The sequence below is a fragment of the Tardiphaga sp. 619_E2_N8_4 genome (genome assembly GCF_051810905.1).
GTDB lineage: Bacteria > Pseudomonadota > Alphaproteobacteria > Rhizobiales > Xanthobacteraceae > Tardiphaga > Tardiphaga robiniae.
In genome coordinates this window covers 571847-598016 of record NZ_JBPWQJ010000001.1, presented here as the reverse complement: position 1 = coordinate 598016, position 26170 = coordinate 571847, and the positions used below count along the sequence as shown (strand labels likewise).

Annotated in this window: 33 protein-coding genes; 22 read left to right on the top strand and 11 right to left on the bottom strand. The window is 61.9% G+C overall.

Annotated features, from left to right (window positions below; genetic code table 11):
* Positions 1 to 6 precede the first annotated feature (6 nt).
* Both AB8A23_RS02850 and AB8A23_RS02845 read left to right on the top strand, forming a co-directional pair.
* Entirely contained in the window at positions 7 to 366 is a 360-nt protein-coding gene (locus tag AB8A23_RS02850) for a DUF6152 family protein (protein WP_439056947.1), read from the top strand.
* Between the two features lie 9 nt (positions 367 to 375).
* Complete coding sequence (locus AB8A23_RS02845; RefSeq protein ID WP_439056948.1) at positions 376 to 867, top strand: DUF6644 family protein; 492 nt, start codon at positions 376 to 378, stop codon at positions 865 to 867.
* A gap of 16 nt (positions 868 to 883) precedes the next feature.
* Here the strand turns inward: AB8A23_RS02845 and lepB are convergent, their stop codons facing one another.
* Together lepB and tldD are read right to left on the bottom strand one after the other, a co-directional pair.
* Entirely contained in the window at positions 884 to 1660 is a 777-nt protein-coding gene (gene lepB, locus AB8A23_RS02840; protein ID WP_089266821.1) for a signal peptidase I, read from the bottom strand.
* Positions 1657 to 3084, bottom strand: a complete 1428-nt coding sequence (tldD, locus tag AB8A23_RS02835) for a metalloprotease TldD (protein ID WP_089266822.1) — start codon at positions 3082 to 3084, stop codon at positions 1657 to 1659. Before tldD ends, lepB begins: the two co-directional genes overlap by 4 nt.
* A gap of 342 nt (positions 3085 to 3426) precedes the next feature.
* On the opposite strand from tldD, the gene AB8A23_RS02830 reads away from it, so the two are divergent.
* Positions 3427 to 4611: a PepSY-associated TM helix domain-containing protein gene (locus tag AB8A23_RS02830; protein WP_439056949.1), complete on the top strand. Its 1185-nt coding sequence runs from the start codon at positions 3427 to 3429 to the stop codon at positions 4609 to 4611.
* Between the two features lie 17 nt (positions 4612 to 4628).
* Here AB8A23_RS02830 and AB8A23_RS02825 read toward each other — a convergent pair whose 3' ends face one another.
* Entirely contained in the window at positions 4629 to 5054 is a 426-nt protein-coding gene (locus AB8A23_RS02825; RefSeq protein ID WP_439056950.1) for a winged helix-turn-helix transcriptional regulator, read from the bottom strand.
* Positions 5055 to 5194: 140 nt separating this feature from the next.
* Here AB8A23_RS02825 and AB8A23_RS02820 point away from each other — a divergent pair, with 140 nt between their 5' ends.
* From AB8A23_RS02820 to AB8A23_RS02810, 3 genes are all read left to right on the top strand, one after another.
* Positions 5195 to 5578 (top strand): DoxX family protein, encoded by a 384-nt coding sequence (locus AB8A23_RS02820; protein WP_439056951.1) that lies wholly within the window; start codon positions 5195 to 5197, stop codon positions 5576 to 5578.
* 90 nt (positions 5579 to 5668) lie between these two features.
* Positions 5669 to 6181, top strand: a complete 513-nt coding sequence (locus AB8A23_RS02815) for a DsrE family protein (RefSeq protein ID WP_089266825.1) — start codon at positions 5669 to 5671, stop codon at positions 6179 to 6181.
* Between the two features lie 46 nt (positions 6182 to 6227).
* A complete protein-coding gene (locus AB8A23_RS02810) occupies positions 6228 to 6860 on the top strand; it encodes a TlpA family protein disulfide reductase (RefSeq protein ID WP_439056952.1) in 633 nt (210 codons plus the stop codon).
* Positions 6861 to 6878: 18 nt separating this feature from the next.
* On the opposite strand, the gene AB8A23_RS02805 is transcribed toward AB8A23_RS02810, so the two are convergent.
* The gene (locus AB8A23_RS02805; RefSeq protein WP_231078358.1) at positions 6879 to 7439 is read right to left on the bottom strand and encodes an invasion associated locus B family protein; all 561 of its coding nucleotides are present in this window, start codon (positions 7437 to 7439) and stop codon (positions 6879 to 6881) included.
* Between the two features lie 483 nt (positions 7440 to 7922).
* On the opposite strand from AB8A23_RS02805, the gene coxB reads away from it, so the two are divergent.
* From coxB to AB8A23_RS02745, 12 genes are all read left to right on the top strand, one after another.
* Positions 7923 to 8768, top strand: coding sequence for a cytochrome c oxidase subunit II (coxB, locus tag AB8A23_RS02800; protein WP_089266828.1), 846 nt, complete (start codon positions 7923 to 7925; stop codon positions 8766 to 8768).
* Between the two features lie 103 nt (positions 8769 to 8871).
* Positions 8872 to 10497 (top strand): cytochrome c oxidase subunit I, encoded by a 1626-nt coding sequence (ctaD, locus tag AB8A23_RS02795; RefSeq protein ID WP_068732612.1) that lies wholly within the window; start codon positions 8872 to 8874, stop codon positions 10495 to 10497.
* 101 nt (positions 10498 to 10598) lie between these two features.
* Entirely contained in the window at positions 10599 to 11540 is a 942-nt protein-coding gene (locus tag AB8A23_RS02790) for a heme o synthase (protein WP_309943809.1), read from the top strand.
* Positions 11541 to 11556: 16 nt separating this feature from the next.
* Positions 11557 to 11730 (top strand): CoxF protein, encoded by a 174-nt coding sequence (locus tag AB8A23_RS02785; protein WP_120288167.1) that lies wholly within the window; start codon positions 11557 to 11559, stop codon positions 11728 to 11730.
* An 18-nt stretch (positions 11731 to 11748) separates the two neighbouring features.
* Positions 11749 to 12399, top strand: a complete 651-nt coding sequence (locus AB8A23_RS02780; RefSeq protein ID WP_175365930.1) for a cytochrome c oxidase assembly protein — start codon at positions 11749 to 11751, stop codon at positions 12397 to 12399.
* Positions 12400 to 12495: 96 nt separating this feature from the next.
* Positions 12496 to 13353: a cytochrome c oxidase subunit 3 gene (locus AB8A23_RS02775; protein WP_089266832.1), complete on the top strand. Its 858-nt coding sequence runs from the start codon at positions 12496 to 12498 to the stop codon at positions 13351 to 13353.
* A gap of 80 nt (positions 13354 to 13433) precedes the next feature.
* Positions 13434 to 13829: a DUF983 domain-containing protein gene (locus AB8A23_RS02770; RefSeq protein ID WP_439056953.1), complete on the top strand. Its 396-nt coding sequence runs from the start codon at positions 13434 to 13436 to the stop codon at positions 13827 to 13829.
* A complete protein-coding gene (locus AB8A23_RS02765; protein WP_439056954.1) occupies positions 13826 to 14581 on the top strand; it encodes an SURF1 family protein in 756 nt (251 codons plus the stop codon). The genes AB8A23_RS02770 and AB8A23_RS02765 overlap by 4 nt, the downstream gene beginning before the upstream one ends.
* Before the next feature lie 127 nt (positions 14582 to 14708).
* Complete coding sequence (gene thrC, locus AB8A23_RS02760; RefSeq protein ID WP_439056955.1) at positions 14709 to 16124, top strand: threonine synthase; 1416 nt, start codon at positions 14709 to 14711, stop codon at positions 16122 to 16124.
* On the top strand, positions 16124 to 17413 hold the full coding sequence (locus AB8A23_RS02755) for a M16 family metallopeptidase (RefSeq protein ID WP_439056956.1): 1290 nt from the start codon (positions 16124 to 16126) through the stop codon (positions 17411 to 17413). Before thrC ends, AB8A23_RS02755 begins: the two co-directional genes overlap by 1 nt.
* 34 nt (positions 17414 to 17447) lie before the next feature.
* Complete coding sequence (locus tag AB8A23_RS02750) at positions 17448 to 18035, top strand: GNAT family N-acetyltransferase (protein WP_175365935.1); 588 nt, start codon at positions 17448 to 17450, stop codon at positions 18033 to 18035.
* A 154-nt stretch (positions 18036 to 18189) separates the two neighbouring features.
* Entirely contained in the window at positions 18190 to 18876 is a 687-nt protein-coding gene (locus AB8A23_RS02745) for a hypothetical protein (protein ID WP_439056957.1), read from the top strand.
* 72 nt (positions 18877 to 18948) lie between these two features.
* Here AB8A23_RS02745 and AB8A23_RS02740 read toward each other — a convergent pair whose 3' ends face one another.
* The 5 genes from AB8A23_RS02740 to AB8A23_RS02720 all read right to left on the bottom strand — a co-directional run bounded on the left by AB8A23_RS02740 (position 18949) and on the right by AB8A23_RS02720 (position 21606).
* On the bottom strand, positions 18949 to 19437 hold the full coding sequence (locus AB8A23_RS02740) for a F0F1 ATP synthase subunit B family protein (protein WP_068732624.1): 489 nt from the start codon (positions 19435 to 19437) through the stop codon (positions 18949 to 18951).
* A gap of 4 nt (positions 19438 to 19441) precedes the next feature.
* Complete coding sequence (locus tag AB8A23_RS02735) at positions 19442 to 20011, bottom strand: F0F1 ATP synthase subunit B family protein (RefSeq protein ID WP_120289077.1); 570 nt, start codon at positions 20009 to 20011, stop codon at positions 19442 to 19444.
* Between the two features lie 62 nt (positions 20012 to 20073).
* Positions 20074 to 20301, bottom strand: coding sequence for a F0F1 ATP synthase subunit C (locus tag AB8A23_RS02730; protein ID WP_068732626.1), 228 nt, complete (start codon positions 20299 to 20301; stop codon positions 20074 to 20076).
* A gap of 73 nt (positions 20302 to 20374) precedes the next feature.
* On the bottom strand, positions 20375 to 21124 hold the full coding sequence (locus AB8A23_RS02725; protein ID WP_089266839.1) for a F0F1 ATP synthase subunit A: 750 nt from the start codon (positions 21122 to 21124) through the stop codon (positions 20375 to 20377).
* 104 nt (positions 21125 to 21228) lie between these two features.
* The gene (locus tag AB8A23_RS02720; RefSeq protein ID WP_089266840.1) at positions 21229 to 21606 is read right to left on the bottom strand and encodes an AtpZ/AtpI family protein; all 378 of its coding nucleotides are present in this window, start codon (positions 21604 to 21606) and stop codon (positions 21229 to 21231) included.
* Between the two features lie 275 nt (positions 21607 to 21881).
* On the opposite strand from AB8A23_RS02720, the gene AB8A23_RS02715 reads away from it, so the two are divergent.
* The 3 genes from AB8A23_RS02715 to AB8A23_RS02705 all read left to right on the top strand — a co-directional run bounded on the left by AB8A23_RS02715 (position 21882) and on the right by AB8A23_RS02705 (position 23463).
* Complete coding sequence (locus AB8A23_RS02715) at positions 21882 to 22505, top strand: 2-hydroxychromene-2-carboxylate isomerase (RefSeq protein ID WP_089266841.1); 624 nt, start codon at positions 21882 to 21884, stop codon at positions 22503 to 22505.
* 98 nt (positions 22506 to 22603) lie between these two features.
* A complete protein-coding gene (locus AB8A23_RS02710) occupies positions 22604 to 23098 on the top strand; it encodes a hypothetical protein (protein WP_175365976.1) in 495 nt (164 codons plus the stop codon).
* A 143-nt stretch (positions 23099 to 23241) separates the two neighbouring features.
* On the top strand, positions 23242 to 23463 hold the full coding sequence (locus tag AB8A23_RS02705; RefSeq protein ID WP_089266842.1) for a DUF6894 family protein: 222 nt from the start codon (positions 23242 to 23244) through the stop codon (positions 23461 to 23463).
* Between the two features lie 15 nt (positions 23464 to 23478).
* On the opposite strand, the gene AB8A23_RS02700 is transcribed toward AB8A23_RS02705, so the two are convergent.
* Complete coding sequence (locus tag AB8A23_RS02700) at positions 23479 to 23781, bottom strand: hypothetical protein (protein WP_439060587.1); 303 nt, start codon at positions 23779 to 23781, stop codon at positions 23479 to 23481.
* Between AB8A23_RS02700 and AB8A23_RS02695 the strand changes: the two genes are divergently transcribed.
* The gene (locus AB8A23_RS02695; protein ID WP_439056958.1) at positions 23732 to 24202 is read left to right on the top strand and encodes a secondary thiamine-phosphate synthase enzyme YjbQ; all 471 of its coding nucleotides are present in this window, start codon (positions 23732 to 23734) and stop codon (positions 24200 to 24202) included. The genes AB8A23_RS02700 and AB8A23_RS02695 overlap by 50 nt on opposite strands.
* Positions 24203 to 24303: 101 nt before the next feature.
* Here the strand turns inward: AB8A23_RS02695 and AB8A23_RS02690 are convergent, their stop codons facing one another.
* Positions 24304 to 25956 (bottom strand): MFS transporter, encoded by a 1653-nt coding sequence (locus tag AB8A23_RS02690; RefSeq protein ID WP_374725619.1) that lies wholly within the window; start codon positions 25954 to 25956, stop codon positions 24304 to 24306.
* Between the last annotated feature and the right edge of the window lie 214 nt (positions 25957 to 26170).

Genomic DNA, 26170 nt, shown 5'->3' with positions numbered 1-26170 from the left:
TGAGCCATGACGCGTCTCCTGCACGCACTGACATGCGCTGGATTACTGATTGCTGTTACGACGGTCGCCGCCGTCGCCCATCACGGTTGGGGCAGCTACGACGCTGCCAATCCGGTCACCGTGAACGGTCCTGTCGAAAACCGCAAATTCGAGAACCCGCACGCGACGATCGTGATCAAGGGGTCCGACAAGGCCTGGACCGTCACTCTTGCGCCGACCTCCCGCATGACGGCGCGCGGGGCGTCTGCCGATATCGTGGCTGTCGGCAAGACCGTCTCGGCCTTCGGCTATCCATCCACCGTCGACAAGGACGAGATGCGCGCCGAACGCATCACCGTGGACGGCAAGACCTACGAATTGCGATAGCGCCGGCTCATGACTGAGGGCGCACCCGCGATCTTCATGGCGATGGAAGCGTCCGCAATTGGCGCTGCGATCCGGCAATCGCGCTGGCTCTATATGTCCGCCAATATCGGTCACATCGTCGCGCTGATGTTCTTCGCCGGTGCCATTGCGGTGATGGATGTCCGGCTCGCGGGCGGGTTAGCTGCAACGGCGCCTGGTCCGCTGCTGCGCAGGGCGCGCCGTTTTGCCATTGCCGGATTTCTCGGCCTCGTGCTCACCGGCGGCATTCTGTTTACCGCCGAAGCGAGTCATGTCGTGCTGAACCGCGTGTTTCAGATCAAGGCGGCTCTGATCGCGCTGGGCTTGCTCAATGTCGTCTGGGTTGAGGCGATCATCATGCCCAGGATCGCAGCGTTGCCGCCGCTGTCACCGATGCCTGCGGGTGCGCGGCAAGGCGCTCTGGCATCAATGGCCATCTGGTTCACGGTTGCCATATGCGGCCGTGCGATTGCTTACTTCTGAGCTGCTGTCGCGGCGCTCAATGCACCCCGGTAAAGAACCGCGCCATGCGGAAGCCCGATAGCCAGTTGGTGACCGGCTGGCTGCGCATGCCGAGATCCCATGAGCCGACAATGGCATCGACGCGGCCGACGAGGTTATCCATCGGCAGCAGGCCGACACCACCTTGCGACACCGGTACGCGGCTGTCGGCGGAGTTGTCGCGGTTGTCGCCCATCACGAACAGGTGGTCAGGGGGAATGACGACTTCCGGCGTGTTGTCGAGGCGGCCGTTGTCACGCAGCTTGAAGATCGGATGCGACACGCCGCCGGGCAGGGTTTCGACATAACGATGCGCTGGTTCGGAGCCGCCGCTATCGTCTTCCGCGGCACCGATGCCGTCGGCCTTCACCGACGTCGCGACGCCATTGAGCCAGACCTGACCGCCGCGCAGTTCGACGCGGTCGCCGGGCAGGCCGATCACACGCTTGACCCAGACCTGGGAGCGATCGCCGGGCCAGCGAAACACCACGACATCGCCGCGCTTCGGCGTGGTCGCGAAGACGCGGCCGGTCTCGGGAAGGGAGACATGGATCGGCAGCGAAGCTGTTGAGTAGCCGTAGGGAAACTTTGTCGCCAGCAATGCATCGCCGATCAGCAGCGTCGGCTCCATGGAGGCCGACGGCACATAGAACGGCTCGGCGAGCGCCCCCTTTGCCACGAAGACGATGCCGACGATCGCGACGATCTGTGCCAGCTGGCCGGACCAGCGCTTTGCAGTCGATGCGACGGTTGTGGTTTCCGTATCCGTGGTCACTGGCCCGTTCCTCCGATGGTCACCTTGTCCATGCGCAAAGTCGGCTGGCCGACGCCGACCGGCACGCCCTGGCCGTGCTTGCCGCAGGTCCCGATGCCGTCATCGAGTGCGAGATCGTTACCGATCATGCTGATGCGGTGCAGGTCGGTCGGACCGTTGCCGATCATCATCGCGCCCTTCAGCGGCGCGCCAATCTTGCCGTTCTCGATCTTGTAGGCCTCGGTGCACTGAAACACGTATTTGCCGGAAGTTATGTCGACCTGGCCACCGCCGAAGTTCACCGCATAGATGCCGTTCTTCACCGAAGCCAGAATCTCCGCGGGATCGCGCTGGCCGGCCAGCATGTAGGTGTTGGTCATGCGCGGCATCGGCACATGGGCATAGCCTTGGCGACGGCCGTTGCCGGTCGGCTTCATGCCCATCAGGCGCGCGTTCTGGCGGTCCTGCATGTAACCGACCAGGATGCCGTCCTCGATCAGTGTGGTGCGATTGGTCGGTGTGCCTTCGTCGTCGATCGACAGCGAGCCGCGGCGCGACGAGATCGTGCCGTCATCGACGACAGTCACGCCTTTGGCGGCAACCTGCTGACCCATCAGACCGGCGAAAGCCGAGGTCTGCTTGCGGTTGAAATCGCCTTCGAGTCCGTGGCCGACGGCTTCATGCAGCATCACGCCGGGCCAGCCGGGTCCGAGCACCACATCCATTTCGCCGGCAGGGGCCGGGATCGATTCCAGGTTCACCAGCGCCTCGCGCAGCGCGCCGTCGGCTGCCGTGCGCCACGAACCGCTCTCGATGAAGCGCGCATAGCCCTCGCGGCCGCCATAGCCCTTCGAGCCGCTTTCCTGCCGATCACCCTGACCGGCGACGACGGAGATATTCACGCGGACCAGCGGACGGATGTCGCGATAGCTCTCGCCGTCCGGACGCAGGATCTCGACCACCTGCCAGGTGGCGCCGAGGGAGACCGAGACCTGGCGGACGCGCGGGTCCTTGTCGCGGACATAGGCGTCGATCTCGGCCAGCAGCTTGACCTTGGCCTCGAAGCCCGGCGCATCCAGCGGATTGTCGTCACTGTAGAGCCGCACATTGGTGTGCGAAGGCGCTGCGGCAAAGGTGCCCGCATAGCCGCCACGGACCGCATTGACCGCATCGGCCGCACGAATCAGCGCCGGGATCGAGACATCGGAAGAATGCGCATAACCGACGGCATCGTCCTTGACGGCGCGGAGGCCAAATCCCTGCGCGGTGTCATAGGTCGCCTGCTTCAGCCGGCCGTTGTCGAAACCGAGCGCCTCGGACTGGCTGTATTCGAGAAACAGCTCGCCATCGTCAGCTCCCTGTAGCCCCCGCATCAGCTCGCGGCGAACCTCGTCGCGGTCCAGATTGGCGCGGTCGATCAGGGAGGTGGTGGCTGGGCTGGTCATGCAGGCTCCAATGTCAGCGGCGCGGCCCGGGCGCCAGGCGCGGGGCCACGATTTCAATTTGTAGCGACAACCCGGGGATGGGTCGCCTTACAATGGCGTAACCTGCGGCGAAACAGGCGATTCAAACCAAGATAGGTGCTGTTTTGACAAAAAGGGAGGCCTGCACATCGCCGGGGCGAGATCCTCTGGGGGCAACCGTGCCAGCCATGATGGGCTACCTTGGAGCTATTACAAACTGCGCTCCGATGCGCCTCAGGCTGCGGTGCGGTAGACCTCCGAGCATCATCCTGTGTGAACGGTATTCCTTGCAGGACTAATCTCTTCTGGCAATTATCGCTTTTCATGGCCTCACGAACCAAATCCGCATTCCTGCAAGTCCATTCCATCATCGGCCTGGCGATCTCGCTGATCCTCGGCCTGATCGGTCTGACTGGCGCCATGCTGAGCTTCGAGGACGAAATCGTCGCTGCGCTGAATCGCGATGTGACGAAGGTGGATCCGCGCCCCGCACCTGTGCTCGGACCTGATGAGCTGGTGGCGCGGGTTCAGGCGGTGCCAGGAGCGGGCAAGGTTGGTCTCATTGTCTTTTCGAGCGAGCCCGGCACGGCGGTGCGGATGCGCTTTGCCCGCAGCGAGACTGGGGAACGCTCGTCGGTCTATGTCGATCCCTATGACGGCCGCGTCGTCTCGGCGATGCAGGGGGAGGGCTTCTTCGCGACGCTGCGCAACCTGCATCGCTTTCTGCTGTTGCCGGGCAACGGCAATGGCTATGGCCGTCTGATCACCGGCGTCGCCGTGCTCGGCCTGTTCGTATTGCTGATCTCCGGGATGGTGCTGCGCTGGCCGCGCCGTGTCCGCAGCATCAAGGCTTGGCTGAGGCCGAATCTGGCGATGCCCGGCCGTCCGTTTCACAGGTCGCTGCACAGCGTCGTCGGCACCTGGTTGCTGCCGGTCTATCTGGTGACCATTCTCACCGGCCTCTGGTGGTCGTTCGACTGGTACAAGGCTAGCGCCACCTGGCTTCTGTCGAGCAAGCCTGCTGCGACCGCGCCGGCCATGCGCGGAGCAAAGGGGGGCGCCAAAGCACCTGCCGCTGATGCGCCTGCGACTCCGTCACTCGATAAGGTCTGGTCGACGTTTCTGGCTGATCAGGGCAGCCGCTATGCGATGGCGATCATGCAGCTGCCGAACGGACCGGGCAGTGTCGTGCGTATCCGCTCGGTGGCAAAGGGTGCGTCATTCGATGAAGCGCGCGACGATTTCCGCATCGATGGCGTGACCGGCCGCATGGTGTCGGCAGAGCTCTACAACGACAAGACATTCGGTGAGCGCATTCTGGCTGCGGTGCTGCACATCCACACCGGTGCGTTCCTGGGACTGCCCGGTCGCATCGTGTTCTTGCTGGCCGCGGCCCTGATGCCGCTGTTCACCGTGACCGGCTTCATCCTGTATTTCTCGCGCCGCCGCCTGCGTGCGGCATCGAAGCCTGGGCGCCGTCATGCGGTCGGGCTGGTGCCCGGCGAGTAAGTCGCTCCATTTCTGGATTAAGGATGAGTCAGGGGCGTTGCGCTCTCGTCGGAGCCGGATGAGGTCGTGGATCGGGCCTGCATCGCAGAGAAATGCGCCTGCGACCATCGGAACAGTTCCTCGAAGACCGGCCTGAGCGCTCTCGCCGATTCCGTGATTTCATATTCCACCCTCGGAGGTATCTCGGCGAAGACCGTGCGCTTGACGAGTCCGTTGGACTCGAGATCGCGTAGTTGTGTCGTCAGCATGTGTTGCGTCACATTCGGGATCGCTCGCTGCAGTTCTCCGAACCGGTGTTTGTTCTGGACCAGTTGCCAGAGGATTTCACATTTCCATTTGCCGGTAATCATCCCCAGCGCCCGATGAAAATCTTCTACTTCCCGGCCCTGCTGACATTCGGGGAGCGCGATATCGTCTGTTTTTCCATTAGTCATGTTTTTCATACTATCTCAGAAAAAGCATTCTACTTGTCTTTTTCATCTTACTGCCGAAATTTGTGCTTCGAAAGCGCGCCGTGGATCTGAAGCAGACTTTGCCGTCAGCCGCGCCGCCGAAACCGTTTTGACCATCTTCGGAGCTGCCCATGTCATCGTCTTCCGTCACCTCGTCAGCGCCGCGGCGCTGGAACTCCATCAGTCTCTGGGCCGTCAGGGGCTTGCTCGCTCTTGCGTTCGCCGCTGCGGGGACTGCCAAGCTTTACGGCGTGCCGATGCTCGTCGAGGAGTTCGAACATATCGGTCTTGGGCAATGGTTCCGCTATCTGACCGGCACGCTCGAAATCCTCGGAGCGGTCCTGATCATCATTCCGTCAACGGTCGCGTTTGGCGCGATCCTCCTCTGCTGCATCATGATCGGTGCGATTTTTACGCATGTGTTTGTCATTGGCGGTTCGCCGATTCCAGCGATCGTGCTGCTCGCATTGAGCGGTATCGTGGCTTATGCCAAGCGCAGCATGATCCTCAGGTAGCGAGCGCTCACGCTCTCATCCGGCCATCCACGGATTGCCGTTGAAAAAAGCCGAACCTTTCAGTGTGTTCGAGTGCAAGCGATGATTTCAATGCGGAGTTATAGCGGCAAGGCTTTGGCCACGGTGGCGTTCGGTCTGGCGTTTGCGGCACCGTTATTCGTCACTCTGGCTTTGACGGACGCAGGGTCCGCCATTTCAAAGCCGTGGGCGCCGGAGACGAAGCCTGCGGCGGCCAAGGCACATCGTCTCGTGCTGCAGATCAACACTGACGACCCGACCGTCATGAGAGCGCTGATTTCGACGTCGCTGAACCTGCCGAAATACTACCGGGAGACGAAGCAGGACTTCTCGATCGAAATCGTCGCTTACAACGCCGGCATTCATATGTTTCGAGTGGACACGTCGCCGGTCAAGGAACTGCTGAAGGTCGTCCAGGCTCTCACCCCTGACATTCGCTTCGTGGTTTGCGAAGCGACCAAGCTCGGTATGGAGCGCAGCGAGGGCCATCCGATTTCGTTTATCGACAATGTCCAGATGGTTCCGAGCGGGCCTGGGCGGATCATCGAGCTACAGGAAGCGGGTTGGTCCTATATCCGATCCTGAGCGGCACCCTTCGCTACCCTATTTGATGCCCATCGGAGGCTGGATCGTGACAACACCGCACCGCGGACGGGCTATTGCTCGCTCGCCAATCTCGCGACGCACGCTGCTCAAAGGGGCACTGGCCACGACAGTCGCATTGGCGGCGGGGGGCGCTGCCGCGGATGCGCGGCCTGATGGGCCGCCGCCCTTTGGCACCACCCGGCATCAGTTCACCGTCATCCGGGGAGCGCGGCCGATCCCGTCCGTTGCGGTGCCTCGCCTAGTTGGCAAGCCGGTTGATCTGACCGCGTTTCCAGGAAAGGTCGTTCTGGTCAATTTCTGGGCGACATGGTGCCCGGCCTGCAAGACCGAGTTGCCGATCCTTGATCGGCTTCAGGACATCGAGACACGCGCAAATCTGCAGGTTATGGCGATCGCCACCGATCGCGCAGACGTTGCTTCGTTCGTGCGCAACCTGAAGCTGAGACATCTCGATGTCGGTATAGACCCTGGTGGACTGGTCGCGCGTGCCGGCGAGGTTGCTGCTCCGGATACTCCGTTCAGCCTCTACGCGATGCCTATCTCATACCTGATCGGGACGACGGGGCAGGTCGAGGGATATCTTGCTGGAGAGGCCGACTGGACATCTGAAGATGCCCGGCGATTGCTGGACTATTACAGAGGGCGCGGTTCCGGCTGATGCTGCCGGGTTCAAAGCCTATGGCAACTTGTCGTAACCCTCGCCGATGCCGTTGAGGCTGAGCGGGAAGCCGATGCCTTCTTCGGGCGTTTCGAAGATGATGAAGGTGGCAGTCTTGGCGGTGCGGAGCTGGGCGAGCAGCTTGTCGTCCATCACGACTTCGGCAACGCAGCCATTGGGCAGGCAGCGCACGAAGCCGGCGCGGCCGACGTCCTGATTGTCAAGCTTGAGGCCGAGGCCGGACGGCAGCAGCACTCCGAGCGGCGCCACCACGCGCATCAGCTTGCTCTTCTGGTCGGCGGTCTTCAGCACGATCACCGTCAGGCCGGCATTGGAGCGGTCTTCCGCCACCACGCTCTGGATCAGGGCACATTGTTCGGCCTGGGCACCGGGCGGGGTGTCGCAGCGGATCTGCCAGTCGCCATGAACCGAGCGCACCGCACCCTGGGCGCTGGCGGTAGTCGGGACGGCGGCGATCGCCGCCAGGGCGAGACAACCGAGCGCCAGCCGGCGCCAGCCTGCGATCCCATGGGCCGGGCGGTTCAGGGTCGGTTTATGCTGCAACTTCGAGTGCCCCATCCGGGTCGATTCCTTAGGCGGTGACGTGGTGGTCGTAGTCCAGGGCAGCACGCTTGACGCTGTCTGTCCGGAGGATTTTTCCAGACCACGGAATGATACGGCAATGACGGCGCCTTGAAGGCATCCACGGAGCCACGAAAGCGCTCGCAGGCGCGAATCAGCATCCTGCCGATCGCCTGATCTGTGCCTACATCGGACAATTCCGCTGTCAAGCGCCGTTCGGCTGCCGCATGCCTGTTTATGCCTGATTTCATGCAGCAATTGCGACCTTCGTTCAATACCGCCGAATGCATTACGGGATGCGCCACTCCTGCATTGCGACAGACCGCGAATTATGGTTTGAGAGGCTAGATTTCGACGCATTCTAACAACTGCCTCCAAGCCAATCACTTGGGCGTTTTGGCAAATTGGCAGGGTGCGGATCGGGCGGCATAATTCGGCGACAGGCCGAAATGCGACAGTAAATATGGGAGCGCGAGCGGCATGAGGATGTCGAGGGGCCAGATTGGCCGCCGGTTGCTGGGGTTAGCAGTTGTTGGGGCCGGGCTTGCTTTTGGCGGTGCTGCATTCGCAGAGGTGATGGGCCAGCCCGCGCCGTGGGAATTCAAGCTGCAGGAAGCCGCCACGCCGGTGATGGAGAACATCACCTGGTTTCATAATTTCCTGCTCTGGCTGATCACCGCCATCACACTGTTCGTGCTTGTACTTCTCGTCATCGTGGTGATGAAGTTCAACTCCAAGGCCAATCCGGTCGCATCCAAGACCACGCACAACACGCTGATCGAAGTGGCGTGGACCATCATCCCGGTTCTGATCCTGGTCGCAGTGGCAGTGCCGTCGTTCCGTCTGCTGTTCCTGGAACTCGATATTCCGAAAGCCGACCTGACCATCAAGGCAACCGGCAAGCAGTGGTTCTGGACCTACAGCTATCCCGACAACGGCCCGTTCGAATTCGACTCGCTGATGGCCACCGACAAGCAGCCGCGCCTGCTCGCCGTCGATAACGAAGTCGTCGTTCCCGTGAACAAGGTCGTGCGTGTGCAGACGACCGCCGCAGACGTCATCCATTCCTTCGCGATCCCGTCCTTCGGCATCAAGATCGACGCCGTTCCGGGTCGTCTGAACGAGACTTGGTTCAAGGCCACCAAGACCGGCATGTTCTATGGCCAGTGCTCGGAACTGTGCGGCAAGGATCACGCGTTCATGCCGATCGCGATCCGCGTCGTCAGCGATCAGGAATTCACGGCATGGGTCGAGACCGCGAAGAAGAAGTTCGCGTCCAATCCGGCGAATTCCTACGCTTCGGCCGGAACTGCTGTGGCGCAGTAAGCGGTTGGCGGAGCCGCGAGGCTCCGCACGCACTGTAAGAAATTAGGGCGAGGGGACCGCAAGGTCCAAAGACTGCCAGAAGAAGACAAAGCAGGATTTGAAAATGGCAACGACCGCGGCAACACCGGCTCACGACGATCACGCCCACGACGATCATGCGCATGCGCATCCGACGGGGTGGCGGCGCTACGTCTATTCGACGAACCATAAGGACATCGGCACGATGTACCTTATCTTCGCGATCGTGGCGGGCGTCATCGGCGGCATCATGTCGATCCTGATCCGCATCGAGTTGATGTATCCGGGCGTCCAGATTTTCCACGAAAGCCACACCTACAACGTCTTCGTCACCTCGCACGGTCTGATCATGATCTTCTTCATGGTGATGCCCGCGATGATCGGCGGTTTCGGCAACTGGATGGTGCCGCTGATGATCGGCGCACCGGACATGGCGTTCCCGCGTATGAACAACGTATCGTTCTGGCTGTTGCCAGCCGCCTTCGCGCTGCTCATCATCTCGACCTTCGTGGAGGGCGAGCCCGGCGCCAACGGCGTCGGTGCCGGCTGGACCATGTATGCGCCGCTCTCGACATCGGGCCATCCGGGTCCCGCTGTCGACTTCGCGATTCTGGCGCTGCATCTCGCCGGTGCGTCGTCGATCCTCGGTGCCATCAACTTCATCACCACCATCTTCAACATGCGCGCGCCGGGCATGACCCTGCACAAGATGCCGCTGTTCGTGTGGTCGATCCTGGTGACCGTGTTCCTGCTGCTGCTGTCGCTGCCGGTTCTGGCGGGCGCCATCACCATGCTGCTGACGGACCGTAACTTCGGCACCACCTTCTTCGCCGCAGACGGCGGCGGTGATCCGATCCTGTTCCAGCATCTGTTCTGGTTCTTCGGTCACCCCGAAGTGTACATCCTGATTCTGCCTGGCTTCGGCATGATCTCGCAGATCATCTCGACCTTCTCGAAGAAGCCGGTGTTCGGCTATCTCGGCATGGCCTATGCGATGGTCGCCATCGGCGGCATCGGCTTCGTCGTCTGGGCGCACCACATGTACACCGTCGGCATGTCGTCGGCGACGCAGGCCTACTTCGTTGCCGCCACCATGGTCATCGCGGTACCAACCGGCGTGAAGATCTTCTCCTGGATCGCCACGATGTGGGGCGGTTCCATCGAGTTCAAGGCGCCGATGTTGTGGGCCGTGGGCTTCATCTTCCTGTTCACCCTCGGCGGCGTCACCGGCGTCGTGCTGGCCAATGCCGGCGTCGATCGCGTGCTGCAGGACACCTACTATGTGGTCGCGCACTTCCACTACGTGCTGTCGCTGGGCGCTGTGTTCGCCATCTTCGCCGGCTGGTATTACTGGTTCCCGAAGATGTTCGGCTACATGTATTCGGAAACCATCGCCAAGGCGCATTTCTGGGTCACCTTCATTGGCGTGAATCTGGTGTTCTTCCCGCAGCACTTCCTGGGTCTGTCGGGCATGCCGCGCCGCTATGTCGACTATCCGGATGCCTTCGCCGGCTGGAACCTGGTGTCGTCGATCGGCTCCTACATCTCCGGCTTTGCCGTGCTGATCTTCATCTACGGCGTGATCGAAGCCTTCGTCCGCAAGGAACAGGCTGCGAACAATCCGTGGGGTTCGGGTGCGACCACGCTGGAATGGACCCTGAGCTCGCCGCCGCCGTTCCATCAGTTCGAAGTGCTGCCGCGCGTTCAGTAAGTGGTTTTCGTGCGGCGCTCTTGGGTGCCGCACCGAGTTAATGCCTCCGCCGAACTCGCAAGGGTTTCGGCGGAGTGCTCGTAACAAAAGTGAGAATGATCTTGTCCGTCCTCGACCACCATACCATCGACCTGTCTGCCCCTCGCATCTCCGAAGCGGGTGTTGCCGACTACATCGCGCTGCTCAAGCCGCGGGTGATGTCGCTGGTCGTGTTCACGGCGATGGTCGGTTATTTCCTGGCGCCGGGCGATCATCACCCGGTGCTGGCGATCACCTCGATCCTCTGTATCGCTGTCGGCGGCGGCGCCTCCGGCGCGCTGAACATGTGGTACGAGGCCGATATCGACGCGCTGATGTCGCGCACCGCCAACCGCCCGATCCCGCGCGGTCGCATCACCCGGCCGGAAGCACTGACCTTCGGTCTGGTGCTGGCCTTCTTCTCGGTGATGACGCTCGGCATCCTCGTCAACTGGCTCGCCGGCGCGCTGCTCGCTTTCACCATCTTCTTCTATGTCGTGATCTACACCATCGCTCTGAAGCGCTGGACCGCGCAGAACATCGTCATCGGCGGTGCCGCCGGCGCGCTGCCGCCGGTCGTCGCTTGGGCTGCGGCGTCAGGAACGCTCTCGATGGAGCCGGTCCTGCTGTTTCTGATCATCTTCTTCTGGACCCCGCCGCATTTCTGGGCGCTGGCCCTGTTCCGCAACGACGATTACACCCGCGCCGGCGTGCCGATGCTGCCGGTGGTCGCCGGTCCCGATGCGACCCGGCTGCAGATTCTGCTCTACACTGTCGTGCTGGTTGCGACCGCCGTGGCCCCGTGGCCGCTCGGCTATTTCTCTGCCATCTACGGCACGGCTTCGCTGATCCTCGGCGCCGGCATGATGTATCTCGCCGTCGAGGTCTATCGTCTGCGCGAAGGCACGCCTGCCAATCGCGCGACTCGCAAGCTGTTTGCTTTCTCGATCGTCTATCTGTTCGCGCTTTTTGCCATTCTGTTGCTCGAGGTGGTCGTGAAGGCCATCCTCCCGATGGTCTGGTAGAGGGGCGCATGATCCGATGGACAATGAGCGCAAGCCTACCGAGCCAGAGGGCATCGTCCTCACCGAGGCGCAGAAGAAGAGCCGGCGCGAACGCTCGCTGGCCATCGCCTGGGCGCTCGGCATTCTCGTCGTACTGTTCTTTGCCGTCACCATGGTCAAAGGGCCGGCCGTTCTCATCCGGCCCATGTAATGGCAAAAGCTGAGTGACATGACCGATCAGCCGCAGATCCAGCCAGTCGAAGTGAGCAGCCCGCGCAGCGATAAGAATGCGCGCCGCGGTCTGGGCCGCGACGCGACTGTGGCTGCGGCGTGCGGTCTGCTGGTCGCCTTCATGGTCGGCGCGTCCTACGCTGCCGTGCCGCTGTATAACTGGTTCTGCCGCGCCACCGGCTTCAACGGCACCACGATGGTGGCGAGTTCGGCACCCGCGACGGGCCCGATCGCACGCAAGATCGCGGTGCGCTTCGACGCCAACGTATCCGGCGGCCTGCCATGGAAGTTCGTCCCGGAGCAGAGCGAGATCGAGGTCAAGATCGGCGAGGTTGTGACCGTGTTCTACACCGTGACCAACCAGTCCGCCCGCACCACCTCTGCACAGGCTGCCTATAATGTGGCGCCGCTGACGGTGGGTGCGTATTTCCAGAAGATCAATTGCTTCTGCTTCACCGACCAGACACTGGCGCCCGGTGAGAAGCGCGAAATGCCCGTCGTATTCTATGTCGATCCTGCGCTGGCCGCGGATAGCGAGAATGACGGACTGAAGTCGATCACACTGTCCTACACGTTCTACCCCCTGCGCGATCCGGCGCCGAAGCCGCTGGCGGCGACGGAGACTGACAAGCGCAAGGGTAACCTCTAAGAGAAAGCTCTGAGAGAAATCCCGGAGCGTTCCGCGCTATAAAATTGAGAGAACTCGCACCGGCTTCAACCGGCGCAGCTGACGGAGAGAACCGCAATGGCTACGGCGCAAGCAAAGCACCACGACTATCACCTCGTCGATCCCTCGCCGTGGCCGGCGGTAGGCTCGCTGTTCGCCTTCATCATGGCGGTCGGCGCGGTCAGTTGGATGCATCACATGTATGCCGCGGCGCCCATCGTGTTTGGCGTCGGTACCATCGGCGTGCTCTACGTGTTCGCAAGCTGGTGGACCGACGTGGTCCGCGAAGCACAGTATAAGGGCGACCACACCCGCGTGGTGCAGATCAGCCACCGTTACGGCATGATCCTGTTCATCGCTTCGGAAGTGATGTTCTTCGTCGCCTGGTTCTGGGCCTACTTTAATTCGTCGCTGTTCCCCGGCGATCCCGTCCATGCCACCCGCGAAGCACTGTTCGGTGGCGTCTGGCCGCCGAAGGGCATTCAGACTTTCGATCCCTGGCACCTGCCGCTGCTCAACACGCTGATCCTGCTGACCTCGGGCACCACGGTGACCTGGGCACATCACGCCCTGCTGGAAGGCGACCGCAAGGCCGTCAAGTATGCGCTGATCCTCACCGTGCTGCTCGGCGCAGCCTTCTCCTGCGTGCAAGCGTTCGAATACGCCCACGCCGCTTTCGGCTTCAAGGGCAACATCTACGGCGCGACCTTCTTCATGGCGACCGGCTTCCATGGTTTCCACGTGCTGGTCGGCACCATCTTCCTCTTGGTCTGTCTGTTCCGCGTCTATGCCGGTCACTTCACGCCGAAGCAGCACCTCGGCTTCGAATTCGCCGCCTGGTACTGGCACTTCGTGGACGTGGTCTGGCTGTTCCTGTTCGTCACGATCTATGTCTGGGGCTATGGCGGCCCTATCGTCGGCGCAGCCGCGCACTGATCGCATTCGGGTGCTACAAGAGGGCGGCCGCAGGGCCGCCCTTTTTCGTTGGCCTCTGCGGCGTGAAAGAATTCGACTCGATGCCCGATCAACTCGCTGCCCCCGTCACGCTCGGCCAGACCGTCATTCGCGGCCTGACCTGCAAATGCCCGCGTTGCGGCGCGGGCAAGCTCTATGCGGGCTTCATCAATCTGGCGCCGCGCTGTGAGCGTTGCGAACTGGACTATGCTTTCATCGACACCGGTGATGGCCCGGCGATCTTCATCATCATGCTCGCCGGTGCCATCGTGGTCGGCTCTGCGCTGGTGGTGGAGGTCAAGTATCAGCCGCCATTCTGGCTGCATGCCGCATTGTGGCTGCCGCTGATTCTCGCAACCACGCTGCTGCCATTGCGCTCAATGAAGTCGCTGCTGATCGCCCTGCAATTCCACCACAAGGCCTCCGAAGGCCAACTCATCGATCGCACGCCGAAATGAACGCAATTGCAGCGCGCCGGCGCAGTATCACCGGTCTCGGCATCGTCACGCTCATCATCGTCGGTGTGCTCCTCAGCCTCGGCTTCTGGCAGTTGCAGCGCCGTACCGAGAAACACGCGTTGATCGCCGCACTCACGGAGCGCCTTGCAGGTGCGCCCGGCACATTGCCCGCGCCGGCCACATGGAGGGCGCTGACCCCGGCGAAGGACGAATTCCGCCGCGTCAGCTTCTCGGCCACCTACAAACCCGTGCCGGACGGCATGGTTTACAGCTCCGGCTCCGGCGTGCGGCCCGATGTGCCCGGCCCGGTGACCTGGGCTTTCCTGCCGGCGCAGCTGGCATCCGGCGAGACTGTCGTGATCAATGCGGGCTTCGTGCAGAACACGATGCAGGATCGCGCCCAGCAGGACCGCGCCGTGCAGAAGCTCATCACCGGAGCGCCGGTGACCATGACCGGCTATCTGCGTTTTCCCGAAACAGCGGGTACGCTGACGCCCCATGACGACGTCAACAAGCGTCTGTGGTTCAACCGCGACCAGCGTGCCATGGCGCAGGCGCTCAGCTGGGGCCCTGTCGCGCCGTTCTATGTCGATCTGGAAAGTCCCGTGCCGGCCAACGCCATTCCGAAGCCCGGTCCGCTCGAAATCCATCTCAAGGATGACCACATGCAATATGCCATCACATGGTTTGGCCTCGCGGCCGCCGTGGTGATTGCTTTCGGGGTCTGGATCAGGGGCCAGCGACGGGCCTGAACCCTGGCCAAAGTCGGTTTCCTCGCCCGGCGAAACCCATTATGGTGCCCTTCGATTTCACGCGGCGTGAAGTTTTAACCCCATTATTATCAAAGGCTTGGCGGTTTCCGCGCCTTTGGAGGACGCCTTGACGACCTATATCTCGACGCGGGGAGAGGCCCCGAAACTCGGTTTTTGCGATGTCATGCTGACCGGGCTTGCCCGCGACGGCGGCCTCTACATTCCCGAGGTCTGGCCCCAGTTGTCAGCCGAGACCATCGCGTCGCTGTTCGGCCGGCCCTATTGGGAAGTCGCCGTCGAGGTGCTCCGGCCATTCGTGGCCGGCGAGATTTCCGACGAGGATCTCGGGCGCATGGCCAATGAGGCCTATGCCACCTTCCGCCATCCGGCCGTGGTGCCGCTCGACCAGACCGCGCCGAACCAGTTCGTGCTCGAGCTGTTTCACGGCCCGACGCTGGCGTTCAAGGACGTCGCCATGCAGCTCATCGCGCGGTTGATGGATCATGTTCTCGCCAAGCGCAATCAGCGCACCACCATCGTGGTCGCGACCTCGGGCGATACTGGTGGTGCCGCCGTCGATGCCTTCGCCGGCCGCGACAATGTCGATCTCGTCGTACTGTTTCCGAACGGCCGTATTTCCGACGTGCAGCGTCGCATGATGACCACGACCGGCGCGTCGAACGTCCATGCGCTCGCCGTCGAGGGCCATTTCGACGATTGCCAGGCGATCGTGAAGGGTCTGTTCAATCATCACAAGTTTCGTGACGCCGTGTCGCTGTCGGGTGTGAACTCGATCAACTGGGCGCGTATCGTTGCGCAGGTTGTTTACTACTTCACCTCGGCCGTCGCGGTCGGTGCGCCTGCACGCAGCGTTGATTTCACGGTACCTACCGGCAATTTCGGTGACATCTTTGCCGGCTATGTGGCCAAGCGCATGGGTCTGCCGGTGCGCAAGCTGCGCGTCGCCGCCAACGTCAACGACATCCTCGATCGCACGCTCAAGACCGGCATCTACGAGGTGCGCGAGGTTCATGCCTCGTCGTCGCCGTCGATGGACATTCAGGTGTCATCGAATTTCGAGCGCCTGCTGTTCGAAGCCTCCGGCCGCGATGCCACGCTGGTGCGCGGCTTGATGGATTCGCTCAAGCAGTCCGGCCGTTTCGTGCTGCCCGAGAAAGTGCTGACCGCGATCCGTGCCGATTTCGAATCCGGCCGCGCCGATGAGGATGAGACATCGGCTGCCATTCGCGCGGCGTGGCGCGAAACCGGCGACCTGATCGATCCGCATACCGCCGTGGCATTGGCCGTCGCCGATCGCGACACCACCGAGATGCATGTGCCCAATGTCGTGCTGTCGACGGCGCATGCGGCGAAATTCCCCGATGCGGTGGAGGCGGCGTGCGGCGTGCGGCCGGCATTGCCCGTCTATCTGGAAGGGCTGATGACGAAGCCCGAGCATATTAAGGTCATGAAGAATGACCAAAGCGATATTGAGCAGTTCGTGCTGTCGGTCAGCCGCGCTGCGAAGCAAGGAGTGTCCTGATGACTGTCGAAGTTACCAAACTGCCTTCGGGCCTGACGGTCATCACCGATACCATGCCGCATCTGGAAACCGCCGCCTTGGGCGTCTGGATCGGCGTTGGTGGCCGCGATGAGAAGCCCAACGAGCACGGCATCTCGCATCTGCTCGAACACATGGCGTTCAAGGGCACCAAGAAGCGTTCGTCGCGCGAGATCGTCGAGGAGATCGAGGCGGTCGGCGGCGATCTCAATGCCGCGACCTCGACCGAAACCACGGCCTATTACGCCCGCGTGATGAAGGCCGATGTGCCGCTGGCGCTCGATGTGCTCTCGGACATTCTCGCCAATCCGACGTTCGTGCCGGACGAGCTGGAGCGCGAGAAGAGCGTGATCGTGCAGGAGATCGGCGCGGCGCAAGATACGCCCGATGACGTCGTGTTCGAACATCTCAACGAGCTCTGCTATCCCGACCAGCCGATGGGCCGTTCGCTTCTGGGCACCGCCAAGACGCTGAAAGGTTTCGACCGCGACATGCTGCAGAGCTACCTGTCCACGCATTATCGCGGGCCGGACATGGTGGTGGCTGCGGCCGGTGCCGTGAATCATCGTCAGGTCGTGCATGAAGCCGCCGATCGCTTTTCCAGCTTCGAAGGCACGGCTGCGCCGAAGCCGCAGCCGGCGATGTTCGGCAAGGGCGGTTCGCGCGTGGTCAATCGCGATCTCGAACAGGCACATCTGACGCTGGCGCTGGAAGGCCTGCCGCAATCGGACCTGTCGCTGTTCAGTCTGCAGGTCTTCACGAACATTCTCGGCGGCGGCATGTCCTCGCGGCTGTTTCAGGAAGTGCGCGAAAAGCGCGGTCTCTGCTATTCGATCTACACCTTCCACGCGCCCTATACCGACACCGGCTTCTTCGGTCTCTATACCGGCACCGATCCGACCGATGCACCGGAGATGATGGAAGTCATCGTCGACGTCATCAACGAGTCGGTCGAGACATTGACCGAAGCCGAAATCGCGCGCGCCAAGGCGCAGATGAAGGCCGGCCTGCTGATGGCGCTGGAGAGCTGCAGCTCGCGTGCCGAACAGCTGGCGCGGCACATGCTGGCCTATGGCCGTCCGCTCACCGTGGAAGAGCTCGTCCAGCGCATCGATGATGTCAGCGTGGAATCGACCCGCAACGTCGCCCGTGGCCTGCTGACGCGCAGCCGCCCGGCTGTGGCGGCACTCGGCAGCGGCCGGGGGCTGGACACGGCAGTGGCTTTTGCGGAAGGATTGACCCGCGCTAAGGACAAGAGCCTGCTTCACTAGGCAGGTGAGGTCCGAGGCATCAGGGAGCGAGCCTATGGCCCTGTTTCGTTTGCCATCGAGCATGCCGGCGGCGCTGGCGCCGCGCGGCTACGGCGTTGCATTGCGCGCGCCCGTGATGAGCGATTTTCCGCAATGGGCCGATCTGCGTGAGCTGAGCCGGGGTTATCTCACGCCGTGGGAGCCGATCTGGCCGTCAGACGACCTGACGCGCTCCGGCTTTCGCCGCCGGCTGCGCCGCTATGCCGACGATGCGTCTGCCGATCGCGCCTATCCGTTTCTGGTGTTTCGCGAGTCCGATGGCACGCTGCTGGGCGGCGTGACGCTCGCCAATGTGCGCCGGGGCATCGTCCAGGCCGGCACCATCGGCTACTGGGTCGGCCAGCCCTATACCGGGCAGGGCGTCATGACCGCGGCGCTGCGGGTGCTATTGCCGACCTTGTTTGGCGAGTTGAACCTGCACCGCATCGAGGCGGCCTGCATTCCCAGCAACCTGCCGTCGGTGCGGGTGCTGGAGAAGTGTGGCTTCTCACGCGAGGGACTGGCGCGGCGTTATCTCTGCATCAATGGCATCTGGCAGGATCACCTGCTTTACGGCATGCTGCATGAGGACTTCCGCGGGTAGTTCTGCTGCAGCGCGATGTCCGGATGTGGCGCAATGGCGCGCATCTGTCCTCTCTCAAGCGCCTTGGGTTCGCCGCCATTGCGCTGTTATAAGGCCCTGCGCACGCCTTGGGCGGGGCTGCGCAAACGACTGAATTTCCGGGGATATCTTCACAATGCGAAACATTCGTTCGATGCCGATCAGCGGCCGCACCGGCGCGCTCCGTGGCCTGCTGGTGATCACTGCAGCAAGCCTGACGCTGGCCGGTTGCGGCGGCGGCGGCATGTTCGGCGGCGGTTCGCCGAGCAGCAGCAGTGGCGGCAGTCCGTCGATGACCGATCGCTTCACCCAGTTGTTCTCGGGCAAGTCCACCGAGGTCGGCGCACCGCAATCGCCGCAGACCGATGAGAACGATCTGACCTGCCCGAGCGTCAGCATCCGGCCGGGCGCCTCGACCTATGCGGTCGGCGCTGCGGGCAAGCCTGCGGTCGGCAACGATCTGGCTTTCCAGGCCACCATCACCCGGACAGCGCGCTCCTGCGATCTCAATGGCGGTCAGATCTCGGTCAAGATCGGCATCCAGGGCCGCGTCATCGTCGGGCCGGCCGGCGCGCCAGCAGTGGTCGATGTGCCGCTGCGTGTCGCCGTGGTGCAGGAAGGTGTGACGCCGAAGACCATCGCCACCAAGGTGTTTCAGACCAATGTGCAGATCGGCAGCGAGACCAGCGTGCCGTTCAGCCTGGTCGGCGAGGATCTCGTCTATCCCGTGCCCACAGGTACCGCAGGCGATTCCTACATCTTCTATATCGGCTTCGATCCGCAGGCCCTGAAATCGCAGGCACCCGCACGCAAGCGGCGCTAAGGGGTAATCCGAGCCAACAAAAAAGCCGGCGCGATCATCTCGCGCCGGCTTTTTTAGTTTGAAGTCTTTCGCTTAGTTCAGCTTGGAGCGAACTTCGCCGATGCCCTTGGCGATCAGGTCGTCGGCCACCGAGCCCTTTACGGACTGCGACAGTACCGAGGCTGCGGCATTCACTGCGGCTTCGGCTGCGGCTGCGCGAACGTCTGCGATAGCCTGGGCTTCCGCCATTGCGATCTTGCCTTCGGCGCTCTTGGTGCGGCGAGCGACAAAATCTTCCATCTTGGTCTTGGCTTCGGCGGCAATGCGCTCGGCCTCTTCCTTGGCGGAAGTGATGATGTCCTGCGCTTCGCGCTCGGCCGCTGCATGACGCTTCTTGTAGTCTGCGAGCAGCGCGGCGGCTTCATCACGCAGGCGACGGGCGTCGTCGAGTTCCTGCTTGATACGGACGCTGCGGTGGTCGAGCGCCGTCAGGATGGTGCGGTGAATACCGAACCAGCCGAACACCGCCATCAGAAGGACAAAAGCGACGGCGACCCAGAATTCAGCTTGAAGTCCGAACATCCGTTTATCCTTTCAGCGACGCGTCGAGCGCGGCGTTGACGGCGCCTGCATCCGGGCTGATGCCCGTCAGGCGTTCGACGATCGCCGAGGCTGTGTCCGCAGCAATGCTGCGCACATTGCCCATCGCCGTTGCGCGGGTGGTGGCGATGGTCTGCTCCGCTGCAGCAAGCTTGCTGGCAAGGCTCTCTTCGAGCTTCGCCTTGGCCTGCTCCTGTTCCGCATTGAGCTTCTCACGAACTTCGGTCGCCATCGCCTGCGCCTTGGCGCGGGCATTGGCGAGTTCGGTTTCGTAAGCCTTCAATGCAGCGTCGGAATCGCCCTTGAGCTTGGCGGCTTCGTTCAGGTCCGTATCGAGAACCTGCTGACGGGCCGCAAGCACGCCGCCGACGCGGGGCAGCGCCAGACGCGACACGATCAGATAGAGCAAGCCGAACGCGATCGCGAACGACACCAGCTGTGAAGCGAAGGTGTTGCTCTCGAACGGCGGAAACGACGCCTTGTGACCACCGTCTGCCGCAGTGTGCGCGGCAGTCCCGTGATCGGCGCCCTTGGATTTGCCCTGACCTTCAGCCACAGCAGTCTCCTTATCGATCGGAAGCGCTCCAGGACGGAGCGGCAACCGGATCCGTTTTCAGCTTAGACGGCGAACAGCAGCAGCAGCGCGATCAGCAGCGAGAAGATGCCGAGCGCTTCGGTCACGGCGAAGCCGAAGATCAGGTTAGCGAACTGGCCCTGGGAAGCCGACGGGTTGCGGAGCGCACCGTTGAGGAACTGGCTGAAGATCATGCCGACGCCGATGCCAGCGCCACCCATGCCGAGACAAGCAATGCCGGCGCCGATGTACTTCGCTGCGATGGGATCCATAGTAAAACTCCTTCTTGGGATAGGGGATTAAGACAGTTGAGGGGTGGAATTCCGCCAGAACACTAAAACGCGGTTAGTGGCCCGGATGAAGTGCGTCGTTGAGATAGATGCAGGTCAGGATCGTGAACACATAGGCCTGCAGGAAGGCGACCAGCAGCTCCAGCGCGGTCAGCGCCGTGGTCATGGCCAGCGGCAGCACCGAACCGAAAATGCCGAGTGCGCCGAGTGCGCTGAGCGAGGTCACGAAGCCGGCAAAAACCTTCAGTGTGATGTGGCCGGCCAGCATGTTGGCGAACAGACGGACCGAATGCGACACCGGGCGGGACAGGAACGAGATCACCTCGATCACCGTAACCAGCGGCAGGATGTAAATCGGAATACCGTGCGGCACGAACAGCTTGAAGAAGCCGAGACCGTTTTTGTAGAGGCCGTAGAGCAGCACGGTCAGGAACACCATCAATGCCAGCGCGACGGCGACGATCAGATGGCTGGTGACGGTGAAGGTATAGGGGATGATGCCGATCAGATTCGCCGTCAGGATGAACATGAACAGCGAGAACACGAACGGGAAGAACTTCATCCCTTCTTCGCCGATGCTACTGCGCACCGTATTCGACACGAATTCGAAGGACAGTTCGGCGACCGACTGGAAGCGGCTCGGGATCAGCGCACGTCCGGCGCTGCCGCCGATCATCAGCAGCGACACGACGGCGACGGCGCCGAACATATAGGCCGATGAGTTGGTGAAGGCGATTTCCTGATTGCCGATATGGCCCAGGGTGAAGATCTTGTGGATCTCAAATTGATGGATCGGATCGGCCATCCACGTCGGTCTTTCAATTCGGCCGGAACGTCCGGCGTTTCCTTGCCGGACAGCCGGCACTCAAATGCTGCGCCAACGACGCAGAGGTCTTGGGCGCGAATTTCTTATTCCGCTTTTTTCCCGACACCAGCCGAGCGCATCACGTTCATCACGCCGGCGACGAAACCGAGCAGCATGAGAACGATCAGGCCCCACGGCGATGTCGACAGCAAACGATCGAAGCCCCAGCCCAGAATCGTTCCGACGACGACGCCCGCGACCAGTTCCGAAGAAAGACGGAGACCCACCGCCATGGCCGATGCCCTGGACTGCGCGTTTCCGCTTCCAGTTTCGGATTGGTCAGTCTGAAGTTTGCGCTCATCCTGAAGTTTGGACAGACGCTGATTCAGACTTCCGAGCCTTGCGGAAAGCGCAGCCTCATCGGGAGACGATTTGCCATCGTTTCTGCGTTCACTGTCATCGTCCCGTGTGCCGTTCGTCATGCTTGCGACACTCGAAATAACGCTGCAAATGCTGGAAATAACGCCCCATCACCCTTCAAAGCCGGGCGGACCATACTTAGCGCATCTTGCCAAGTCAAGATTCGCTGATCGCTTGTTAGCGCCTTGATTCACTTGATTTTATTGGCAAAATTCGAATCCCGCTGCGCGGGATCGCCGCAGTGCAAGAGTGACTTTCGAGGTGATCTATCTTGCACGGCGCAGGGCGCTCTGTTGGAGTACCGCAGAGTTTGAAAACGCCCCTGCCGGAGCCCGGAATGTCTCAAGAGATCGACTACTATTTTTCGCTGCCATCGCCCTGGGCCTATATCGGCCACACGCTGTTTCGCGATCTCGTAAGTACTTATGATCTCAAGGTGAATCATAAGCCGGTATTTCTCGGCGATCTGTTTTCGGAAACCGGCGGCCTTCCGCTGGGCAAGCGTCATCCGGTGCGGCAGCGCTACCGGATGCTTGAATTGCAGCGCTGGCGCGACAAGCGCGGTCTCGATTTCCATCTGCAGCCAAAGAACTGGCCATTCGATGGCCGACTCGCCGATGGTCTGGTGATCGCGGCGCTTGAGGCTGGACACGATCCGGACCCGTTCCTGCGCCGCGCATTTCCTGCGGTCTGGGAAGGTCAGCTCAATCTCGGCGACGCGGCCGTGCTGACCAGGCTGGCGGATGATTCGGGGCTGCCGGGCGCGAAACTGCTAGAGCGCGCGGCGTCCAGCGAGATCGCCGAGAAATATGAGCAGAACCGTCAGGAGGCGATTGCGGCCGACGTGTTCGGCTCGCCCGCCTATGTGCTCAACGGTGAAGTATTTTGGGGCCAGGACCGGCTCGAATTGCTGGCAGATGCGTTGAAGGCGAAGCGAGCGCCTTTCAAATCTCAAATCTGAGCACATCTGAGAGTAAAGGTGGCTATCGCCCCGAACTCGCAACGCGGAGCATCTCCATGAAGAATGCTGTGGTGCGTTTTGCCTCCCCCGGACAGCCCATGCGGTACGCTGCGCGGGTTGGCGCGGTTCTGATGGCCGGGATCGTCAGTGCGTCTGCGCAGGCCCTCCCGGACATCGAGAATGGCCGTTATTCGCTGTCGCCGATCGCTGAAGGCGTCATCCGCCTGGATACCCGCACCGGCACGGTTTCGACATGCACGGATAAGGGATCCGGCTGGGCCTGCTATGTCTTGCCGGATGAACGTGCCGCGCTCGATACCGAGATCGGGCGGTTGCAGAGGGACAACGACAAGCTGAAGGCGGAGCTTGCCCAGCGCGGTCCAGCCGTCGCCGGCAAGACCGATGAAGCGCTCCCGAAGCAGGATTCGCTGAAGCCCGGAAAACCAGGGAGTGCGGATGGCGAGAGGAAGATCGAGATTCCGCTGCCGAGCGAACGCGACGTCGATCGGGTGATGGCCTTTGTCGAAAACGCGTGGCGTCGCCTTGTCGACATGGCCAGCCGCATCCAGCGCGATTCCAGCGGGAAGATCTGAGCGCTGCGAGTTTAGCGCCGGATGGCAGCGCTCACATAGCTGACTGGTATTATCGCAGCGCCTTTTGCCGCGATATCGAGAATAATTCGGTACTAGCAGAGAGGAGCCAAATCGTACGTTTTTCGACTTAAGGGAGCACTTTGATGCCGAGATTTTATTTTGATCTCGTCGATGGGACGACCGTGCCCGACGCTTCCGGGCAGATTTTGCGCAATGAATTGCTGGCCGCTGAGGTCGCCGACAAGCTCGCAGGCGATATTTACAAGATCAGGCCCGAGCTCCGCGGCAAGCACTTCGCCATTTCCGTCCGCAACGAAGAGGGCGAGGAAATTCACCGCGCAGATGTGGTTAGCTCTGACGATTAACGCAGTGCGCAGCTCTTATTTGCGGTCGAGCCCGATATCGTCGCCATCGCCATGGATGGCGTCGCGGTCGGCTTGATCGGTCTTGTCTGCGTCCTTAATCACCGCTTTCTCCTGCGCGCGCTGTTCGTCCTTGCGTGGCCCCGGCCCCGGAATGTCCCTTGATGTTTTAGGCTTCATGGCGTTTTCCCTTGTCCATCCTGATTGAAGTGGGAACGCCATCTCGGCGTTTTGGTTCATCAGAAGATCCACCAGTCGAAAGGTTCGCGTCGTGACATCAGCCAGATCCATCACGCACAGCGCGCTGTCTGCAGTTCGCATCGAAACCGTCGTGTCGTCGCTACTGACGGTGCAGACATCCGGTGCGGGTTTCGTCGATCTGACCCGCGAGGTCGGCAAATTCCTGAGCGAGATCGAGGCCCGTGAAGGTGCGTTGACGCTGTTCGTCCGCCATACCTCAGCGTCGCTCACCATCCAGGAAAACGCCGATCCTTCCGTGCTGGTCGATCTCATGACAACGCTCGATCGTCTTGCGCCTCAGGATTTTAACTGGACGCACGATACGGAGGGTCCCGACGATATGCCGGCGCATGTTCGTACCATGCTGACCGCAACCTCGCTGCACATCCCGGTTCTGTCAGGCAAGCTCGCGCTTGGAACCTGGCAGGGGATCTATCTGATCGAACACCGCGCCCGCCCGCATCGCCGCGAGGTGGTGCTGCAGTTCGTCGGCGCGACCTGACGCTCGCAGATCTGCCGAAACAAAAAAAAGGCCGCGGATTGCTCCGCGGCCGGTTTGTCGTCGTCGTGTCTGCCGGCAGCCAGGCTGCCGGCTGGGCGAGATTAGTTCGCGCTGATATCGACGTCCTTGGTCTCCGGCAGGAAGAAGAAGCCGACGACCACGGTGATTGCCGCGAAGATGATCGGGTACCACAAGCCGGCATAGATATCGCCGGTCGAGGCCACGATGGCGAAGGCGGTCGCCGGGAGAAGTCCGCCGAACCAGCCGTTGCCGATGTGGTAGGGCAGCGACATCGAGGTGTAGCGGATCTTGGTCGGGAACAGTTCGACCAGCATTGCCGCGATCGGCCCGTAGACCATGGTCACGAACAGCACCAGGACGAACAGCAGTCCGATCACCGCCGCGACCTGCGGACGGAAGATATCGAACGGATGCGCCATCTTCACGATCTGCGCGTCGCCCGCCTTGGGATAGCCCGCTGCCTGAACCGCTGCGAGAACCTGCGGGTTCGACGCTGCAGCCGCGGTGTAGGGCACGTCCTTGCCGTTGACGACGACCTTCACGCCCGAGCCCGCTGCACCGTAGGCGGTCGAGTACTTGACCGACGACTGGGCCAGATAGGCGCGGGCCGTATCGCAAGGCGTGGAGAACACGCGGGTGCCGACCGGGTTGAACAGATCGCCGCACAGCGCGGGATCTGAAACGACTTCCACCTTCACGGTCTCGATCGCCTTTTCCAGAGTCGGGTTGGCGTTGGTGGTGATCATCCGAAAGATCGGGAAGAAGGTCAGCGCTGCGATCAGGCAGCCTGCCAGAATGATCGGCTTGCGGCCGATCTTGTCGGACAGGGCACCCCAGAACACGAAGAAGCCGGTGCCGAGCAGCAGCGACCACGCGATCAGGAGATTCGCGGTGTAACCGTCGACCTTGAGGATCGATTGCATGAAGAACAGCGCGTAGAACTGGCCGGTGTACCAGACCACGCCCTGGCCCATCACGCCGCCGAACAGTGCGATCAGCACGATCTTGGCGTTGCTCCAGTTGCCGAAGGCTTCGGTGAGCGGAGCCTTGGAGCCCTTGCCCTCGTCCTTCATCTTCTGGAACACGGGCGATTCATTCAGGCGCAGACGGATCCAGACCGAGATGCCGAGCAGAACCACCGAGACCAGGAACGGAATTCTCCAGCCCCAGGCGGCGAATTCAGGCTCACCCAGCGCCGACCGCGTGAACAGGATCACGAGCAGCGACAGGAACAGGCCGAGCGTGGCCGTAGTCTGAATGAACGACGTGTAGTAGCCGCGCTTGCCGGCCGGCGAGTGCTCCGCCACATAAGTTGCCGCGCCGCCATATTCGCCGCCGAGCGCAAGGCCCTGCAGCAGACGCAGGCCGATCAGGATGATCGGAGCCGCGATGCCGATGGTCGCTGCGTTAGGCAGGATGCCGACGATGAAGGTCGACAGGCCCATGATGAGGATGGTGACGAGGAACGTATACTTGCGGCCGACGATGTCGCCGACGCGTCCGAACACGATGGCGCCAAACGGACGAACGATAAAGCCCGCGGCGAAGGCCAGCAGCGCGAAGATGTCGCGCGTGGCCTGATTGAACATCGGCAGCTTGGTGGCGGGATCGATCACGCCGAAGAACTGCGCGCCGATGATGCCGGCAAGCGAGCCGAACAGGTAGAAGTCATACCATTCGAAAACAGTGCCGAGCGATGACGCGAAGATGACGAAGCGTTCGTCCTTCGTCATCCCTTGGGCTTTCGCCGATGTTGCTGCGATGGTGGACATGTTTGAATCGCTCCCCAAATCCGTTGCAAAATTTATTGTGGCTTCTCGCTCGCTGCGCCGAACTTCTGTCGGCTCATTGCAGAGAACTTCGATGCAAAAGGTAGCATTGCGGGGAAATGCGACCCAATACGACTTTAGGCCGTGCGCAAGGGGCTGCGCGCAGACGTCGCAGTGG

Excerpts from the sequence above, each read along its gene's own strand:
- AB8A23_RS02850 (WP_439056947.1), top strand. The coding sequence starts at position 7 with ATGACGCGTCTCCTGCACGCACTGACATGCGCTGGATTACTGATTGCT.
- AB8A23_RS02845 (WP_439056948.1), top strand. The coding sequence starts at position 376 with ATGACTGAGGGCGCACCCGCGATCTTCATGGCGATGGAAGCGTCCGCA.
- tldD (WP_089266822.1), bottom strand. The coding sequence starts at position 3,084 with ATGACCAGCCCAGCCACCACCTCCCTGATCGACCGCGCCAATCTGGAC.
- AB8A23_RS02830 (WP_439056949.1), top strand. The coding sequence starts at position 3,427 with ATGGCCTCACGAACCAAATCCGCATTCCTGCAAGTCCATTCCATCATC.
- AB8A23_RS02825 (WP_439056950.1), bottom strand. The coding sequence starts at position 5,054 with ATGAAAAACATGACTAATGGAAAAACAGACGATATCGCGCTCCCCGAA.
- AB8A23_RS02820 (WP_439056951.1), top strand. The coding sequence starts at position 5,195 with ATGTCATCGTCTTCCGTCACCTCGTCAGCGCCGCGGCGCTGGAACTCC.
- AB8A23_RS02815 (WP_089266825.1), top strand. The coding sequence starts at position 5,669 with ATGCGGAGTTATAGCGGCAAGGCTTTGGCCACGGTGGCGTTCGGTCTG.
- AB8A23_RS02805 (WP_231078358.1), bottom strand. The coding sequence starts at position 7,439 with ATGGGGCACTCGAAGTTGCAGCATAAACCGACCCTGAACCGCCCGGCC.
- coxB (WP_089266828.1), top strand. The coding sequence starts at position 7,923 with ATGAGGATGTCGAGGGGCCAGATTGGCCGCCGGTTGCTGGGGTTAGCA.
- ctaD (WP_068732612.1), top strand. The coding sequence starts at position 8,872 with ATGGCAACGACCGCGGCAACACCGGCTCACGACGATCACGCCCACGAC.
- AB8A23_RS02785 (WP_120288167.1), top strand. The coding sequence starts at position 11,557 with ATGGACAATGAGCGCAAGCCTACCGAGCCAGAGGGCATCGTCCTCACC.
- AB8A23_RS02780 (WP_175365930.1), top strand. The coding sequence starts at position 11,749 with ATGACCGATCAGCCGCAGATCCAGCCAGTCGAAGTGAGCAGCCCGCGC.
- AB8A23_RS02775 (WP_089266832.1), top strand. The coding sequence starts at position 12,496 with ATGGCTACGGCGCAAGCAAAGCACCACGACTATCACCTCGTCGATCCC.
- AB8A23_RS02770 (WP_439056953.1), top strand. The coding sequence starts at position 13,434 with ATGCCCGATCAACTCGCTGCCCCCGTCACGCTCGGCCAGACCGTCATT.
- AB8A23_RS02765 (WP_439056954.1), top strand. The coding sequence starts at position 13,826 with ATGAACGCAATTGCAGCGCGCCGGCGCAGTATCACCGGTCTCGGCATC.
- AB8A23_RS02755 (WP_439056956.1), top strand. The coding sequence starts at position 16,124 with ATGACTGTCGAAGTTACCAAACTGCCTTCGGGCCTGACGGTCATCACC.
- AB8A23_RS02750 (WP_175365935.1), top strand. The coding sequence starts at position 17,448 with ATGGCCCTGTTTCGTTTGCCATCGAGCATGCCGGCGGCGCTGGCGCCG.
- AB8A23_RS02745 (WP_439056957.1), top strand. The coding sequence starts at position 18,190 with ATGCGAAACATTCGTTCGATGCCGATCAGCGGCCGCACCGGCGCGCTC.
- AB8A23_RS02740 (WP_068732624.1), bottom strand. The coding sequence starts at position 19,437 with ATGTTCGGACTTCAAGCTGAATTCTGGGTCGCCGTCGCTTTTGTCCTT.
- AB8A23_RS02730 (WP_068732626.1), bottom strand. The coding sequence starts at position 20,301 with ATGGATCCCATCGCAGCGAAGTACATCGGCGCCGGCATTGCTTGTCTC.
- AB8A23_RS02725 (WP_089266839.1), bottom strand. The coding sequence starts at position 21,124 with ATGGCCGATCCGATCCATCAATTTGAGATCCACAAGATCTTCACCCTG.
- AB8A23_RS02720 (WP_089266840.1), bottom strand. The coding sequence starts at position 21,606 with ATGACGAACGGCACACGGGACGATGACAGTGAACGCAGAAACGATGGC.
- AB8A23_RS02715 (WP_089266841.1), top strand. The coding sequence starts at position 21,882 with ATGTCTCAAGAGATCGACTACTATTTTTCGCTGCCATCGCCCTGGGCC.
- AB8A23_RS02710 (WP_175365976.1), top strand. The coding sequence starts at position 22,604 with ATGCGGTACGCTGCGCGGGTTGGCGCGGTTCTGATGGCCGGGATCGTC.
- AB8A23_RS02705 (WP_089266842.1), top strand. The coding sequence starts at position 23,242 with ATGCCGAGATTTTATTTTGATCTCGTCGATGGGACGACCGTGCCCGAC.
- AB8A23_RS02700 (WP_439060587.1), bottom strand. The coding sequence starts at position 23,781 with ATGCGAACTGCAGACAGCGCGCTGTGCGTGATGGATCTGGCTGATGTC.
- AB8A23_RS02690 (WP_374725619.1), bottom strand. The coding sequence starts at position 25,956 with ATGACGAAGGACGAACGCTTCGTCATCTTCGCGTCATCGCTCGGCACT.